Annotated in this window: 13 protein-coding genes (1 of these 13 running past the window's edge); 12 read left to right on the forward strand and 1 reads right to left on the reverse strand. The window is 62.5% G+C overall.

Translation table 11 applies throughout. From position 1 onward, the window contains the following. The 6 genes from MRBLPB4O_RS00665 to MRBLPB4O_RS00690 all read left to right on the forward strand — a co-directional run. Positions 1 to 4,697, forward strand: the 3' end of a protein-coding gene (locus MRBLPB4O_RS00665) for an immunoglobulin-like domain-containing protein (protein ID WP_341797249.1). Its footprint begins 23,809 nt before the window's first position; 4,697 of the gene's 28,506 nt are visible here — the last part of the coding sequence; the start codon falls outside the window, past its left edge; it ends in the stop codon at positions 4,695 to 4,697. A gap of 171 nt (positions 4,698 to 4,868) precedes the next feature. Next, entirely contained in the window at positions 4,869 to 5,210 is a 342-nt protein-coding gene (locus MRBLPB4O_RS00670) for a tryptophan synthase subunit beta (RefSeq protein ID WP_341798848.1), read from the forward strand. A gap of 199 nt (positions 5,211 to 5,409) precedes the next feature. Further along, positions 5,410 to 6,309, forward strand: coding sequence for a TauD/TfdA family dioxygenase (locus MRBLPB4O_RS00675; RefSeq protein WP_338745735.1), 900 nt, complete (start codon positions 5,410 to 5,412; stop codon positions 6,307 to 6,309). Between the two features lie 17 nt (positions 6,310 to 6,326). After that, entirely contained in the window at positions 6,327 to 7,346 is a 1,020-nt protein-coding gene (locus MRBLPB4O_RS00680) for an ABC transporter substrate-binding protein (RefSeq protein WP_341797250.1), read from the forward strand. A 6-nt stretch (positions 7,347 to 7,352) separates the two neighbouring features. Then, the gene (locus MRBLPB4O_RS00685) at positions 7,353 to 8,216 is read left to right on the forward strand and encodes an ABC transporter ATP-binding protein (RefSeq protein ID WP_341797251.1); all 864 of its coding nucleotides are present in this window, start codon (positions 7,353 to 7,355) and stop codon (positions 8,214 to 8,216) included. Positions 8,217 to 8,230: 14 nt separating this feature from the next. Then, on the forward strand, positions 8,231 to 9,094 hold the full coding sequence (locus MRBLPB4O_RS00690) for an ABC transporter permease (protein WP_341797252.1): 864 nt from the start codon (positions 8,231 to 8,233) through the stop codon (positions 9,092 to 9,094). A gap of 113 nt (positions 9,095 to 9,207) precedes the next feature. On the opposite strand, the gene MRBLPB4O_RS00695 is transcribed toward MRBLPB4O_RS00690, so the two are convergent. Further along, positions 9,208 to 9,765, reverse strand: coding sequence for a WYL domain-containing protein (locus tag MRBLPB4O_RS00695; RefSeq protein WP_063426220.1), 558 nt, complete (start codon positions 9,763 to 9,765; stop codon positions 9,208 to 9,210). A gap of 207 nt (positions 9,766 to 9,972) precedes the next feature. Here MRBLPB4O_RS00695 and MRBLPB4O_RS00700 point away from each other — a divergent pair, with 207 nt between their 5' ends. The 6 genes from MRBLPB4O_RS00700 (at position 9,973) to MRBLPB4O_RS00725 (ending at position 16,011) form a co-directional block, all read left to right on the forward strand. Next, entirely contained in the window at positions 9,973 to 10,767 is a 795-nt protein-coding gene (locus MRBLPB4O_RS00700) for a tetratricopeptide repeat protein (protein ID WP_341797253.1), read from the forward strand. 211 nt (positions 10,768 to 10,978) lie between these two features. Further along, positions 10,979 to 11,431 carry a MarR family transcriptional regulator gene (locus tag MRBLPB4O_RS00705; RefSeq protein ID WP_341797254.1) on the forward strand — a complete coding sequence of 151 codons (453 nt, stop codon included), beginning with the start codon at positions 10,979 to 10,981 and terminating at the stop codon, positions 11,429 to 11,431. Then, positions 11,428 to 13,515: an FUSC family protein gene (locus MRBLPB4O_RS00710; RefSeq protein ID WP_341797255.1), complete on the forward strand. Its 2,088-nt coding sequence runs from the start codon at positions 11,428 to 11,430 to the stop codon at positions 13,513 to 13,515. Before MRBLPB4O_RS00705 ends, MRBLPB4O_RS00710 begins: the two co-directional genes overlap by 4 nt. Continuing rightward, entirely contained in the window at positions 13,512 to 13,724 is a 213-nt protein-coding gene (locus MRBLPB4O_RS00715; RefSeq protein WP_016497473.1) for a DUF1656 domain-containing protein, read from the forward strand. Before MRBLPB4O_RS00710 ends, MRBLPB4O_RS00715 begins: the two co-directional genes overlap by 4 nt. Then, positions 13,721 to 14,596, forward strand: coding sequence for an HlyD family secretion protein (locus tag MRBLPB4O_RS00720; protein WP_341797256.1), 876 nt, complete (start codon positions 13,721 to 13,723; stop codon positions 14,594 to 14,596). Before MRBLPB4O_RS00715 ends, MRBLPB4O_RS00720 begins: the two co-directional genes overlap by 4 nt. Continuing rightward, a complete protein-coding gene (locus tag MRBLPB4O_RS00725; RefSeq protein WP_341797257.1) occupies positions 14,593 to 16,011 on the forward strand; it encodes a TolC family protein in 1,419 nt (472 codons plus the stop codon). Before MRBLPB4O_RS00720 ends, MRBLPB4O_RS00725 begins: the two co-directional genes overlap by 4 nt. The last annotated feature ends 93 nt before the right edge of the window (positions 16,012 to 16,104 follow it).

Below are 16,104 nucleotides of genomic sequence, written 5' to 3' on the forward strand. Positions count from 1 at the left end.
ACGAGCCAGGTTCGGGCACTCCGGGCACTGGCAACCAGGGCGACCTGGTGCTGGTGACCATCACCGCCGACCAGACCTCGGTGGCCGAGAACGTCAAACCGACCTTCACCGTGCACATCAACACCGCCTTGGCCAACGACCTGGTCGTGACCCTGAGCAACAACGCTCAAGTCACCATCAAGGCCGGCCAAACCAGCGCGCCCTACGAGCACGCTGCCCAAGGCGACGACGTCTACAACGACGCCGGTGAAATCAGCCTGGGTATCAAGTCGGCAGCCGACATCGGCGGCCGTACCTTCGAGAACCTGCAGCTGGGCGACGCGGCGAAGGTCAACGTCACCGACACCACCGACGAAGTCGTGGCAAAACTGACCGCGACCCCATCGGTAACCGAAGGTGGCGTGATCACCTACACCGTGACGCTGACCAACAAAGACGGCCTGCCGATCGACAAGCACGGTGCGCTGACCTTTACCCTGGACGATGGCAAAACCACCATCACCATCCCGGCTAACGGTACAACCGGCACTGCCACTGTCACGGCTCCGGACAACGTCTACACCGGCACCAACGCTCCGGTCGTGAAGGCCATCCAGTCGGTCACCGGCGTGGATGTCGGCAAGTTCGAGCAGCTGACGCTGGACAAGACCCCGGTCAGCACCGCCGTCACCGACGAGCCAGGTTCGGGTACTCCGGGCACTGGCAACCAGGGCGACCTGGTGCTGGTGACCATCACCGCCGACCAGACCTCGGTAGCCGAGAACGTCAAACCGACCTTCACCGTGCACATCAACACCGCCTTGGCCAACGACCTGGTCGTGACCCTGAGCAACAACGCTCAAGTCACCATCAAGGCCGGCCAAACCAGCGCGCCCTACGAGCACGCTGCCCAAGGCGACGACGTCTACAAAGACGCCGGTGAAATCAGCCTGGGTATCAAGTCGGCAGCCGACATCGGCGGCCGTACCTTCGAGAACCTGCAGTTGGGCGACGCGGCGAAGGTCAACGTCACCGACACCACCGACGAAGTCATCGCGAAACTTACTGCGACCCCGTCGGTCACCGAAGGTGGCGTGATCACCTACACCGTGACGCTGACCAACAAAGATGGCCTGCCGATCAACAACCACTCGGCGCTGACATTCACCCTGAACGATGGCAAGACCACCATCACCGTGCCGGCCAACGGCACCGTGGGTACTGCCACCGTGGCTGCCCCGGACAACGTCTACGTCGGTGCAAACGACCCTGTGATCAAGTCGATCGCTTCGGTCAGCGGCACTGATGTCGGCAAGTTCGAGCAACTGACCCTGGACAAGACCCCGGTCAGCACCGCCGTCACCGACGAGCCAGGCTCGGGTACCCCGGGCACCGGCAACCAAGGTGACGTCACCACGGTCGGCATCACCGGCACCGGTTCGCTGACCGAGGGCGAAACCGGCCAGTACACGCTGACCCTGAGCAACGCCTCCAAGGCCGAAGTCACGATCACCCTCAGCTACAGCGGCACCGCCAAAAACGGTGAGGACTTCACCGGTGTCACCACCGTGAAGATCCCGGCCAACAGCACAGGCACCACGTTCAACATCGCTACCATCGACGACAAGCTGGTCGAAGGTACCGAGAACTTCGTGGTGAAAATCGAAACTGCCACCGGTGGCAACTTCGAGAACCTGCAGGTGGATAGCAGCAAATCGAGCGTGACTACCACCATCCTCGACAACGACCACCTGCCAGTTTCGCCTGGTGGCGCGGTGTTTGGCGTGGAAGACACCGACTACGTGTTCGCCTGGAGTGATTTCAAAGTCACCGATGCCGATGGCAACACCGGTCTGTCGGTGACCATTACCTCTATCCCCGGCGCAGGCAGCCTGCAGTTCTTCAACGGTACTGCCTGGGTGAATGTGACCGTTGGCCAGGTGGTGAGCCAAGCTGACATCATCGCCAAGAACCTGAAGTTCGTTCCGCTTCTCAACCAGTCGGGCTCGGATAACTACGGTGGCAATGGCGTGGGTAACCAGAAGGCCGACTACGCACAGTTCAGGTACAAGCCGAACGATGGCACCAACCTGGGCACAGAAGTGACCATGAAGGTCGACATCAGTCCGGTAGCCGACAAACCGACGCTGAGCTTCGGCAGCGCCGATATCGACTCCAAAGGCCTGACCAAGGAAGTCTGGACCAGCCTCAAAGGCCTGGGTACTGGTGGCAATGGCATTACCGGCGAGGACCTGAAGACGGTATTTGCCAACTCTGGCAACGCCAACTCCAGCAGCACTACTACCAACGTGCAGTCCGATGGCAGCGTCACTGCTGGCACCGGCTCGAAAACGTCGGGCCTGATCTACCTGGAAGCCGGCAAGACCTACACCTTCAGCGGTACCGCCGACGACAGCTTCGTGGTCACCATTGGTGGCAAGACTGTGGTCACGGCTACCTGGGGTGCCGGTGGCCAGGTTTCGGGTACCTTCACCCCGAACACCAGTGGCTACTACCCGATCGAGGTCTACCATGCCAACCAGTCTGGTCCAGGCAGCTATGACCTGAACATCCAGGTAGGCTCGGGTGCGGCCACGGACCTGAGCAGCTCGAACATCAAGATGTATCAGAACGTGACCGAGATGGCCAACGCTGGCCTGGGCGTGTCCGACCTGCACACCGTGAATGGTCAGAGCTACTACGACGGCTACAAACTAAACGAAGGGCCGGAAGGTGGCTCGGTGAAACTGGTTGGTATCAATACTGCCCTGACCGACACCGATGGCTCCGAAACCCTGAACGTTAGCCTCAGCGGCATCCCGAAAGGCACTGTACTCAGCGATGGTGCAGGCCACACGGTCACGGTAGGCAGCGCACCGGTGGATGTAACCGGTTGGAAACTCAGCGGCCTGACCCTGACGCCGCCGGCCTACTACAAAGGCTCGTTCGACATCACGGTCACCTCGACTGCCACCGAAAGCCTGGGCGGTTCGGCCATCACCACCGGCAACATCCCGGTGACGGTGTACGGCGCAACCTACAAGGCCAGCGTGGGTACTTCGGGCAACGACACCATGACCGGCAGCGAAGGCAACGACATCATCGTCGCCGACGTGTCGGGCCTGAACGTGGTCCAGGGCAAGAACTACAACATTGCCTTCATGGTCGACAGCTCGGGCAGTATGAGTGACCAGTCTGTTGCCACGGCCAAGGCCCAGCTGGCGTCCGTGTTCCAGACGCTGAAAGCGAGCCTGGGCTCCGACTCCTCCGGTACCGTGAACATCTTCTTGGTCGACTTCGACACCCAGGTCAACAAGAACGTGACGGTGAACCTGAACGATACCGATGCCCTGAGCAAGTTGCAGACGGTACTGGACTCGATGGTGGGCGGTTCTCGCTACGGCGGTGGTACCAACTACGAAGACGCGTTCAAGACCACGTCCAACTTCTTCAAGAGCACTGTGGCCTTGAGCAATTCTGGTGCGGAGAACCTCACCTACTTCATCACTGATGGCAAGCCGACTTACTACCAGAACGGGGAAAGCACCAACCCTCGCCTATGGACCAATGGCAAGTATCTGGATGACGTGGTCAACGTCAACAATTACAAGATTGGCGACACCTTCAGTGCCTGGGCCGACAGTACGCACAAGGTTGAGATCAGCAGTAACGGGCTCATCACCGTCTCTACCTACAGGAGTAATGGCAGGCTCGACTCGACCAAGGAGATCGGGACGATCCATGCCCAAGGTGATGGTACCTACGAGACCTCCGACCTGGCGGGTACTGGCTACGCTGACGCCTGGAACTATTACTACTCAGCGGCAGGTTCCACTGCGAGCTTTGCCGTACTTGGTGGCAAAGATACCGGTCTGAGCAAGGTGCAGGCGATTGGCCTGAACAGCGATGTCTCGCTCAGCGACCTGACAGCCTATGACACTGCTGGCAAGCCACAGGCCAACATCGACCCGGCCGACCTGGCCAAGGCGATTCTGGGCCACTCCGAGGCGATCTTGCCAGGTGCAGACACCATCGATGGCGGCAACGGCAACGACATCATCTTCGGTGACCTGATCACCCTCAATGGTGTCGTCAGCGAGGGGTATCAGGCCCTGCAGACCTACGTTGCGCAGAAAAGCGGTGTCGAAGCCAGTGCTGTTACCACCAGCAACGTGCACCAGTACATCACCGAGCATTACACCGAGTTCGATATCTCCGGTGCCAACGACGGCAAGGACTTCTTGTCCGGCGGCAACGGCAACGACATCCTCTTCGGCCAAGGTGGTAACGACACGCTCGATGGTGGCAGGGGTAACGACATCCTGCTGGGCGGTACTGGCAATGACACCCTGATCGGTGGCCACGGCGACGATATCCTGATCGGTGGCAGCGGTGCCGACACCTTCGTGTGGAAGGCGGGCGATTACGGCAACGACGTGATCAAGGACTTCAAGGTAGGCGAGAAAGACAAGATCGACTTGAGCGATCTGCTGCAAGGTGAGAAGGGCAGCACGATCGACAACTACCTGAAACTCACCACCGTGGAAGGCACGACCACGTTGCAGGTCAGCAGCGAAGGCAAGCTCAACGATGCTGGCGGTCTGGCAAATGCCGATGTGACCATCAAGCTTGAAGGGGTGAACTGGTCCAACACCACGGTCAACTCGTTGATCAGCGGTGCTGACCCGACCATCATCATCCACAACAAAGACAGCTGATGCGCTACAGGGCCGCTACGCGGCCCTTTCGCGACACAAAGGCCGCTCCCACACGGGTCTTTCCTGCCATCTGCTGACAGCGCATACTCTTGCGCCGGGCCTGCGCGCCCGGCGATCTTTGCCTATGCTGCTGTCTACCAACAAGGAACCAACGTGACGAGGGACACCGCCATGTTCTACGTGCAACGCGACGCCGCTGGCCAGTTGCTGCGGGTAGAAGCAGCTGCTTTTGACCAGTTCACCGAAATGCTCCCCGCCGACCATGCCGATATCCAGGAATGGTTTGCCGATGACGCCGTGGAAAACAGCCTCAACCAGCTCAAGCAAAGTGACCTGGACATGATCCGCGTGCTCGAGGACCTCATCGACGTGCTGACCGCCAAGGGGGTGTTCAAGATCACCGACCTGCCCGCCGGCGCACAGGCCAAGCTGCTCAACCGCTCCACCGCGCGCAAGGCGCTCAGCAGCCTTAACAACCTGATCGACGAAGAAGAGCAGGGTGGGCTGATCTGACAGCAGGGCAGCCCCGGCGACAGTGATATGGTTATGCTTTAAAGGTATTTAAAATATCGCGCTTATGACTTTATAGTCACATCCACTGCGTACCCGTCGACCAATCGATGCGCCGCACGACTTGAACCCACACGGGAAATCCCCGTGCGTTTCTGATCGTTGCGCGCCATTGAAGTCGCGCACTGCGTGGGAGTGATAAATGTCAGCCGCCTCGAACGCCTTGTCGACCATCGACAGCGCCCAGCCGCAAGTTTTCGAAATCCGCCCGTTCTCCGGTGCCGTAGGCGCCGAGATCATCGGCCTGGACCTGGCCAAACCGGTCAACGCCGAGGATTTCGCCCGTATCCATCGCGCCCACCTCGACCACCATGTGCTGGTGTTCCGCGACCAGCGCATCAGCCCGGAACAGCAGATTGCCTTCAGCCGCCGCTTTGGTGAGTTGCAGATCCATGTGCTCAAGCAGTTCCTGCTGGCAGGCCATCCCGAGATCCTGATCGTTTCCAACATCATCGAAAACGGTCAGAACATCGGCCTGGGTGATGCTGGCAAGTTCTGGCACTCCGACCTTTCATACAAAGCGCTGCCCAGCCTCGGTTCCATGCTGCATGCCCAGGAACTGCCAAGCGAAGGCGGCGATACGCTGTTCGCCGACATGCACAAAGCCTGGGACGCCGTACCCGACGCCCTGCGCAAAGTGGTCGAGGGCCGCAGTGCTGCCCACTCCTATACCGCCCGTTACGCCGAAACCAAATTTGAAGGTAACTGGCGCCCGAACCTGACCGCCGAGCAATTGGCGCAGGTACAGGAAGTTATCCACCCGGTGGTCCGCACCCACCCGGAGAACGGCCGCAAGGCGCTGTTTGTCAGTGAAGGCTTCACCACCCGCATCGTCGGCCTGCCAGACGATGAAAGCCGCGACGTGCTGCAACAGCTGTACGCACTGAGCGTGCTGGAGCAGAACATCTACCGCCACCAATGGCAGCCCCATGACCTGGTGTTCTGGGACAACCGCTCGTTGATCCACCTGGCCGCCGGCTGCCCCGCACACCTGCGCCGCAAGCTGTACCGCACCACCATCCAGGGCGACGCCCCGTTCTGACGACTGAGGACATCATCATGCGCAAATCCATCAGCCGCCTGGCGGCAAGCATCGGCCTGGGCGCAAGCCTGGTCGTTGGCAGCCTGGCTGCCCCTGCAGTGGCCCAGGCCGAAGGCAAGATCCGCATTGCCGAACAGTTCGGCATCGTCTACCTGCTGCTGAACGTGGTGCGTGACCAGCACCTGATCGAAAAGCACGGCAAGGAGCAGGGCATCGAAATCGACGTCGACTGGGCCCAGCTGTCGGGTGGCTCGGCCATCAACGACGCACTGCTGTCCGGTTCGGTAGACATCGCCGGCGCGGGTGTCGGCCCGTTGCTTACGGTGTGGGACCGCACCAAGGGTCGGCAGAATGTGAAGGCCGTGGCCTCGCTGGGCAACTTCCCGTACTACCTGGTCAGCAGCAACCCCAACGTGAAGACCATCGCCGACATCTCCAACAAAGATCGCATCGCCGTGCCAGCGGTCGGTGTTTCGGTGCAGTCGCGCTTCCTGCAGTATGCCGCCGCCCAGCAGTGGGGCGACAAGGAATACAACCGCCTCGACAAATACACCCTCGCCGTACCTCACCCCGATGCCACTGCCGCGCTGCTGGCCGGCGGTACCGAGCTGAACGGGCACTTCTCCAACCCGCCGTTCCAGGATCAGGTACTGGCCAACAAGGACGTGCATGTGGTGCTCAACAGCTATGACCTGCTCGGCCCCAACTCGCCGACCTTGTTGTTTGCCACCGAGAAATTCCGCAAGGACAACCCTAAAACCTACAAGGCCTTCGTTGACGCCCTGGCCGAAGCCGCAGACTTCGCCCAGAAAGACAAGGCAGCTGCCGCCGACACCTACATCCGTGTGACCAAGGCCAAGATCGACCGCGACGCGTTGATCAAGCTGATCGACAACCCGCAGTACGAATTCACCGTCACGCCAAAGAACACCTACAAGCTGGCCGATTTCCTCTATCGGGTAGGCGCCATCAAGCATAAGCCGGAATCGTGGAAGGACTACTTCTTCCAGGATGAACGCCCGCTGCAAGGGAGCTGATCGATCATGACCGCCCCATTGCCAGGCCACACGGCCAGCAACCTGAGCCGTGTCGCAACGCCGCCTTTGCTCAAGGTGGATAACCTCAGCCTCGAATACCGCACCGCGCAACGCGTGGTGCGGGCCACCCACCAGGTCAGCTTCGAAGTCGACCGTGCCGACCGCTTTGTGCTACTTGGCCCCTCAGGCTGCGGCAAGTCCACCTTGCTCAAGGCCGTCGCCGGTTTCATCCAGCCGCAGGAAGGGCAGATTCTGTTGCAGGGCCAGGCTGTCCGTGGTCCGGGCCCCGACCGCATAGTGGTGTTCCAGGAGTTTGACCAGCTGCCGCCGTGGAAAACGGTAAAGCAGAACGTCATGTTCCCGCTGCTGGTGTCGCGCCAGCTCAAGCGCGCCGAAGCCGAAGAGCGGGCACTGCATTACCTGGAGAAGGTCGGCCTGGCCGCCTTCGCTGATGCCTATCCACACACCTTGTCGGGTGGCATGAAGGCACGCGTGGCGATTGCCCGGGCCTTGGCCACACAGCCGAAGATCTTGTTGATGGATGAGCCGTTCGCCGCCCTTGATGCGCTGACCCGGCGCAAGATGCAGGAAGAGCTGTTGCTGCTGTGGGAGGAAGTACGGTTCACCCTGCTGTTCGTGACCCACTCCATCGAGGAGGCGCTGGTGGTCGGCAACCGCATCCTGCTGCTGTCGCCGCACCCGGGGCGGGTACGGGCCGAAGTGCACAGCCATCAGTACGACCTGGGCAGCCTGGGTGGCAGCGACTTCCAGGCCAGTGCCCGGCGTATCCACCGTCTGCTGTTTGACGAGGCGGACACCCCGCAACAGCCTGACGAGCTTGGCTTTAACGATATTCGCATCGCCTACTGACAGGAGCTTCAGCCATGACCACTACAACTGTACGCCAGGAATACGAGGTGCAGCTGGAGCCCCTGCTCAGTGTGCCTCTGGAACGACAACTGCCGTTGGCCCGGCGCCTGTGGCAGCAAGGCTGGCTGCGCAAGGCGGTTATCCTGCTGGTGATCGCTGTGCTGTGGGAGGCCGTCGCCCGCTATCAGGACAACGACCTGCTGTTGCCAGGCTTTTTGCAAACCGCCGCCGCCCTGTGGGACGGGATGATCAGTGGCGAACTGCCGGCCAAGGTTGGCGTGTCGCTGGTGATTCTGCTCAAGGGTTATGTACTGGGCATCGTCCTGGCATTCGGCCTGACCAGCCTGGCGGTTTCGACCCAGCTGGGCCGCGACCTGCTGGGCACATTGACCTCGATGTTCAACCCGCTTCCGGCCATTGCCCTGCTGCCGCTGGCCTTGCTGTGGTTCGGGCTGGGCGACAATAGCCTGATCTTCGTGCTGGTGCATTCGGTGCTGTGGGCTTTGGCGCTGAATACCTACGCGGGCTTTCTTGGCGTCTCGGAAACACTGCGCATGGCGGGCCGTAACTATGGCCTGAAAGGGCTGCGGCTGGTGCTGCACATCCTGGTGCCGGCGGCTTTGCCGTCGATCCTGTCGGGGCTGAAGATCGGCTGGGCCTTTGCCTGGCGCACCCTGATTGCCGCCGAACTGGTGTTTGGCGCCAGCAGCGGTAAAGGCGGGCTGGGCTGGTACATCTTCCAGAACCGCAACGAGCTGTATACCGACAAGGTATTTGCCGGGTTGGCGGTGGTGATCCTGATTGGTTTGCTGGTGGAAGGGTTAGTGTTCAACACCCTGGAGCGGCTGACCGTGCGGCGTTGGGGGATGCAGCGCTGACCTGTACTGGCCCTATCGCCGGCAAGCTGGCTCCCACAGGTACTCCACAGGTCGTGAGGCTTGTGGCTTTCCAGTGGGAGCTGGCTTGCCGGCGATAGGGCCAGTACAGGCTATCAACTCAGGTACTGAGCCGCCGCATTGCTCAGGATCTTGCCAATCTCTTCCCTCAATACCACAGGCTGCTCCACCACCAACCCATCCCCATGGCTCAACAGCCACCAGCGCAATGGCCAGCCGTCACTCACCGTGGCCCGCAACCGATGCCCATGCTCCAGCGCCGTCAGCTGCATGTCGCTGCTCAACGGTGCAACACGCAGTTGCCGCGCCAGTGCATCGCTGATCCGTGCCACCAGCTCCACCCCCTCACCCTTCGCCGGTTGCAACGCATCCCCCCGTAGGTGCGTCAGCAAGTCGAAGTTACCGCGCAACTCGCCCACCGCACTCGCCGACCAGTGCCAGCCGAACGGGATGCTCTTGTCATTGCGCTCCAGCGGGAATATCAGCGACAGCTCATTGAGGTCGCGCTCGACAGTGCGTTTGCTGACCGTGAAGCCGACATCGCGCAGGCCCCAGACAAGCTCGGCGCTGGTAATGCCGGGGGAGCGGTTGGGCAGCTGGCGCAGCAGCGCCCACTGACGGCTGAGGGTGGCGCGAGTGGTGGCGAACGGCAAAATGTAACGTCCTTGTCTAGGCTTGCCGCAACAGGATGGCGGCACGCGTGCTGTATGGCAATTGGCCACAGCCTGCTCAGATCAAGGAACTCGCATTTGGTTGCCGTGTGCCGATTCGTTCGCGACAGGTTTTGACGTGACGTCACGCAGAATCACGCCTCATCACAGCCGAAGGTTGGGGTTGTGCGTCGTTCAATGAGGATGAACATGTCTGCTGCCAGCAATATCCATTCGCTGCTTGCCCGCCTTCTTCCCGAGCGGGTCATTGCGCCACCGGCCCCGGTCGGGAGGCGACAGTGGCTGTTTGCCGGTGTGGGTCTGCCCAGCCAGCGCTCGATGCTGGTCAACCGCCTGGATGAGGCCAGCGACCTGCAGGCGGTGTATGCCGACCTGCGCCGCCAGGCGTTGCTGGGCAGCGTGGCGGCACTCAACGACCTCGGCTGGATCTGGCTCAACGGCAAGTACTGGCGTGCCGATACCGTGCTGGCCGGCCACCTGCTGCGCATGGCGGCCCTGCAAGGCAATGCCGCCGCTTGGTTCAACCTGGGGCAGCAGCATTACTTTGGCAAAGGCATCGACCCTTCCTACGTGCAGGCAGCGGAGTGCTATCGGCAGGCCTTTGAGCGGGGCATGCTCCACGCGGCCGCGGCATTGGGCGACCTGTATGAGGAGGAGGTGTGCGACGGCGACCTGGACTGGCAGGTCGACCTGGTTCAGGCCTACCACTGGTTCATGCGCGGGGCAGAGCGGGGTGAAGCACGCTGTCGTTTTGAGGTGGGTTACCGGCTGATGCACGGGCTGTATGTAGAGGCCGACCTGAAGGCCGCGCTGTACTGGCTGGAGCTGGCGGCAGCGGCGGGGGTGGTGCAGGCGGCAGAGGAGCTGGCGGTGCATTTCAGCAGCCGTGATGCAGCGCGCTATCAGGAATGGCGGGACCGGGCGGTGCAGATGGGCAGCACGCTGGCACTGACCATGAAGCTGGAAGACCAGATCCAGCCCTGATTTTCTGTTGCCTGTGCCGGCCTCTTCGCGGGAAACCACAAGCCTCAAAATGTGGGGTACCTGTAGGAGCGGGTTTACCCGCGAAGAGGCCGGCACAGGCTAAAAAATGAACAACATTTAACCCGGTTGTCCGTCGCCCACTGTTGACGACAGGGGGAGGGCAAGGCGTATATTGATAGTTAGCAAACTATGAATATCCTTGGTTTCCTTCATGTCCCTTGATCTCCTGCGCCTGCAAGTCAGCAGTGGCATGGTGGTTGCCGCCCGTCATTGGCGGCGCATCTGCCATACCGCCCTGACCGGTTACGGCATTTCCGAAGCCTGCGCTGCGCCGCTGCTGATGATCGTGCGCCTGGGCGACGGTGTGCACCAGGTGGCCGTAGCCCAGGCTGCCGGCCTGGAAAGCCCATCACTGGTGCGCCTGCTCGACCAACTGTGCAAGGCTGGCCTGGTGTGCCGCAGCGAGGACCCACTGGACCGTCGCGCCAAGGCCCTGAGCCTGACCGCCGAAGGCCGTGCCCTGGCCGAGGCCATCGAAGCCGAGCTGGTGCGCCTGCGCCGCGATGTGCTCAACGGTATCGACCAGGCCGACCTGGAAGCCACCTTGCGCGTGCTGCGCGCCTTCGAAGCAGCCGGCCTGGGCGGTACGGGCGGGGTGGCATGAACGGCTTCTTCAGCTCTGTACCACCGGCCCGCGACTGGTTCTACGGTGCGCGTACCTTCGCCGCCTCCATGATCGCCTTGTACATCGCGTTGCTCATGCAGCTGCCGCGCCCCTACTGGGCCATGGCCACGGTGTATATCGTTTCCAGCCCCTTCGTCGGCCCCACCAGTTCCAAGGCGCTGTACCGCGCCGTGGGCACGCTGCTGGGTGCCGGCGGGGCGATTTTCCTGGTGCCGCCGCTGGTGCAGTCGCCGTTGCTGCTGAGCATCGCCATCGCCCTGTGGACCGGCACCTTGCTGTTCCTGTCGCTGAACCTGCGCACGGCCAACAACTACGTGTTGATGCTGGCTGGCTATACCCTGCCCATGATCGCCCTGGCGGTGGTCGACAACCCGCTGGCGGTGTTCGACGTGGCGTCCTCCCGTGCCCAGGAAATTTGCCTGGGGATCGTCTGTGCGGCAGTGGTCGGCGCCATTTTCTGGCCGCGCCGGCTGGCCCCTGTGGTGGTCGGTGCCACCGGTAACTGGTTCACCGAGGCGATCCGCTACAGCGACACCTACCTGGCCCGCGAAGCCAGCGCCGACAAGGTCGGCGGCATGCGCGGGGCGATGGTCGCCACCTTCAACTCGCTGGAGCTGATGATCGGCCAGCTAGGCCACGAAGGTGCCGGCCCACATACCCTGAAGAACGCTCGTGAGCTGCGTGGGCGGATGATTCACCTGCTGCCGGTCATTGATGCGCTCGACGACGCACTTGTGGCCCTGGAGGGCCGTGCCCCGGCCCAGTTCGCCCAGCTTCAACCCGTGCTTGAAGCCGCGCGCGAATGGCTGAAAGGCACTGCTCACAGCGCTTCGGTAACGCGCTGGACCGCGCTGCACGAGCAGATCGACCGCCTGCAGCCCGGTGCCGCCGCGCTCGACCAGCGCGCCGAACTGCTGCTGTCCAACGCCCTGTACCGCCTGACCGAATGGGCTGACTTGTGGCAGGACTGCTGCACCCTGCAGCACGCCTTGCGTACCGACGATGCCAAGCCTTGGCGCGCGGTGTATCGCCACTGGCGCCTGGGCCGCCTGACGGCATTCTTCGACCGTGGCCTGATGCTGTACTCGGTGGCCTCTACCGTACTGGCGATTGTGGTGGCGTGCGGCCTGTGGATTGGCCTGGGCTGGAACGATGGCGCCAGCGCCGTGATCCTTGCTGCCGTGTCGTGCAGCTTCTTTGCTGCCATGGACGACCCGGCGCCGCAGATCTACCGGTTCTTCTTCTGGACGCTGATGTCGGTCATCTTCTCCAGCCTGTACCTGTTCCTGGTGCTGCCCAACCTGCACGATTTCCCGATGCTGGTGCTGGCGTTTGCCGTGCCGTTCATCTGTATCGGCACCCTGACCGTGCAGCCGCGCTTCTACCTGGGCACCTTACTGACCATCGTCAACACCTCGACCTTCATCAGCATCCAGGGTGCTTACGACGCCGACTTCTTCACCTTCCTCAACGCCAACCTGGCCGGCCCCGTTGGCCTGTTGTTCGCGTTCATCTGGACCTTGGTGATGCGCCCGTTCGGCGTGGAGCTGGCGGCCAAGCGCATGACCCGCTTCGCCTGGCGCGACATTGTCGAAATGACCGAGCCGGCGACCCTGGCCGAGCAACGCCAGGTGGGCGTACAGATGCTCGACCGCCTGATGCAGCACCTCCCGCGCCTGTCGCAAACCGGCCAGGACAGCGGCGTGGCACTGCGTGACCTGCGCGTGGGGCTGAACTTGCTCGACCTGCTGGCCTATATGCCGCGCGCCGGCCAGCAGGCCCGCGAGCGCTTGCGCACGGTGGTCGAAGAAGTCGGCGCGCACTACGCCGCCTGCCTGCGGGCCGGTGAGCGCCTGCATGCCCCGGCCGCGCTGCTGCGCAACATGGAACGCGCACGCCTGGCGCTGAACCTGGATGAATTGTACGAGCGTGGCGATGCCCGCACCCACCTGTTGCATGCCCTGAGTGGCCTGCGGCTGGCGCTGTTGCCGGGCGTGGAAGTGATGCTCGAACCCGCCGAACAACCGCAACTGCCCCCCGGCCTCGACGGAGCGCCCCTGTGATTGGTGAACTGGATATCAGCGGGGTGTTTCTACCCACGCTGCTGGTGATGATGTTTGGCACCTACCTGGTGTTCCTGGGGGTGCACGCGGTGCTGGTGCGCCTGCATTTCTACCGCCTGGTCTGGCACCGGGCGTTGTTCAACGTTGCTCTGTATGCCGTGCTGCTTGGCGCGGTGGACCACTTTTGCCGAAACCTGATGCTGCCATGAAAAAACCTTTGTTGACCTTGGGCCGTGTGGTCCTGACGTTGCTGGTAGTGACCTTCGCCGCCGTGCTCGTGTGGCAGATGGTGGTGTACTACATGTTTGCCCCCTGGACCCGCGACGGCCACATCCGCGCCGACGTGATCCAGATCGCCCCCGATGTGTCGGGGTTGATCCAGAAGGTCGAGGTGCGCGACAACCAGACCGTCAAACGCGATGACGTGCTGTTCACCATCGACCAGGACCGCTTCACCCTGGCCCTGCGCCAGGCCAAGGCCACCCTGGGCGAACGCCAGGAAACCCTGGCCCAGGCATCACGCGAGGCGCAGCGCAACCGCAAGCTGGGCAACCTGGTGGCCGCCGAGCAGCTGGAAGAAAGCCAGTCCCGCGAGGCCCGCGCCCGCTCGGCTGTCAGCGAGGCCCAGGTGGCAGTCGATACCGCCCAGCTCAACCTCGACCGTTCGGTGGTGCGCAGCCCGGTGGACGGCTACCTGAACGACCGCGCCCCGCGTAACCACGAATTCGTCACCGCCGGCCGCCCGGTGCTGTCGGTGGTCGACAGCACCTCGTACCACGTCGATGGCTACTTTGAAGAAACCAAGCTGGGTGGCATCCACATCGGTGATGCCGTGGACATTCGCGTAATGGGCGACAACACCCGCCTGCGCGGCCATGTGCAGAGCTTTGCCGCGGGCATCGAAGACCGCGACCGCAGCAGCGGCGCCAACCTGCTGCCCAACGTCAACCCGGCGTTCAGCTGGGTGCGCCTGGCCCAGCGTATTCCGGTGCGCATCGCCTTCGATGAAGTGCCGCAGGACTTCCGTATGATTGCCGGGCGCACCGCCACGGTGTCGATCATCGAGGGCCAGCGCCCATGAAGCAGCTGATCCTGGCCGGCCTGTGCCTGTCGCTGGGGGCCTGCATGATGGTCGGGCCCGACTATGAGGTGCCCAAGGACGCTGCGGTGCAACGCAGCGATCTGAGCGGCCCGCTGCGCCAGGATGCCGATAGCGTGGTCTCGGCGCCGGTGCCCGAGGACTGGTGGCAGCTGTATCAGGACCAGCGGCTGAACGCGCTGGTGCGTCAGGCCCTGGATGCCAACACCGAGTTGCGCGTGGCGGCGGCCAACATCGCCAAGGCCCGCGCCCAGGTCGAAGTGGCCGAATCGCAAGGTGGCTTCAATGGTGGCGTCAAACTCGGCGCCCAGCGGTTGCAGGAGTCGGGCGAAGCCTTCCTGCAGCCCGAGAAGGTACCAGTGGCCAACATTGGCGAGGCTATTATCAGTGCCTCGTACCAATTCGACCTGTGGGGTACCTTCAAGCGCGGCACCGAGGCCGCCAAGGCCAATGCCGACGCGGTGCAGGCCGCTGCCGATACCGCGCGTATCACCCTGGTGGCGGATGTGGTCAAGGCTTACACCCAGGTGTGTTCGGCCAACGAGGAACTCCACATCGCCCGCGAGTCGCTGGACCTGCAGGAGCAGAGCGTCACGCTCAACCAGCGCCTGCGCGATGCCGGCCGCGGTGATGAAACCCAGGTCACCCGTTCGCAGACCCAGTTCAAATCCTTGCGCGCCGAACTGCCACGCTTCAAGGCCGAGCGAGAAACTGGCATGTACACACTGGCCGCGCTGCTGGCCAAACCGGTCGACCAGTTGCCTGTCGGTACCGCCGATTGTGCCGAGCTGCCACACCTGAACCAGCTGGTCCCGGTGGGTGATGGCGCCGCGCTGCTCAAACGTCGCCCAGACGTGCGCCAGGCGGAGCGCCAGTTGGCTGCTGCCACCGCCTATATTGGCGTGGCCACTGGCGCCTTGTACCCGGACATCAGCATTGGCGCCCAGGTTGGCACTATCGGTATCCTGGAGAACCTCGGTGAGCCCGCAACCAACCGCTGGGGCTTTGGCCCGCAGATCAGCTGGAGCATCCCTACCAACGGCACCCGTGCGCGTATTCGCATGGCCGAAGCTTCAACCCAGGCGGCGTTGGCGAACTTCGATGGGGTTGTGCTGAACGCCATCCGCGAAACACAGACCCGCCTGGCGCAGTACAGCGCCCTGCTGGACCGGCGTGATGCCTTGGCCGAGGCAGAAAAATCGGCCAAGGAAGCGGCGGACCAGACCCACCGGTATTACCAGGCAGGGCGTGAATCGTTCCTGGCGGATTTGCAGGCCACACGCACCTATACCGACATGCGTGCGCAGTTGGCAGCGGCCAATAGTCAGGTAGCCATGGGGCAGATTGGGGTGTTCCTGGCGCTGGGTGGAGGCTGGAAGGACACCGCCAAGCCTTGAGGCCCAATCGCCGGCAAGCCAGCCCCCACTGATCAGCGCAGCTTCTGAGGGCGGCGGAATACTTGTCATCTGATTTGTAGCAAGATTTTTCAT

This window comes from Pseudomonas sp. LPB4.O, assembly GCF_038383825.1.
Lineage (GTDB): Bacteria > Pseudomonadota > Gammaproteobacteria > Pseudomonadales > Pseudomonadaceae > Aquipseudomonas > Aquipseudomonas putida.

Coding starts and splice junctions, on each gene's coding strand:
- MRBLPB4O_RS00680 (WP_341797250.1), top strand. CDS start 6,327: ATGCGCAAATCCATCAGCCGCCTGGCGGCAAGCATCGGCCTGGGCGCA.
- MRBLPB4O_RS00725 (WP_341797257.1), top strand. CDS start 14,593: ATGAAGCAGCTGATCCTGGCCGGCCTGTGCCTGTCGCTGGGGGCCTGC.
- MRBLPB4O_RS00685 (WP_341797251.1), top strand. CDS start 7,353: ATGACCGCCCCATTGCCAGGCCACACGGCCAGCAACCTGAGCCGTGTC.
- MRBLPB4O_RS00690 (WP_341797252.1), top strand. CDS start 8,231: ATGACCACTACAACTGTACGCCAGGAATACGAGGTGCAGCTGGAGCCC.
- MRBLPB4O_RS00675 (WP_338745735.1), top strand. CDS start 5,410: ATGTCAGCCGCCTCGAACGCCTTGTCGACCATCGACAGCGCCCAGCCG.
- MRBLPB4O_RS00720 (WP_341797256.1), top strand. CDS start 13,721: ATGAAAAAACCTTTGTTGACCTTGGGCCGTGTGGTCCTGACGTTGCTG.
- MRBLPB4O_RS00705 (WP_341797254.1), top strand. CDS start 10,979: ATGTCCCTTGATCTCCTGCGCCTGCAAGTCAGCAGTGGCATGGTGGTT.
- MRBLPB4O_RS00710 (WP_341797255.1), top strand. CDS start 11,428: ATGAACGGCTTCTTCAGCTCTGTACCACCGGCCCGCGACTGGTTCTAC.
- MRBLPB4O_RS00700 (WP_341797253.1), top strand. CDS start 9,973: ATGTCTGCTGCCAGCAATATCCATTCGCTGCTTGCCCGCCTTCTTCCC.
- MRBLPB4O_RS00670 (WP_341798848.1), top strand. CDS start 4,869: ATGTTCTACGTGCAACGCGACGCCGCTGGCCAGTTGCTGCGGGTAGAA.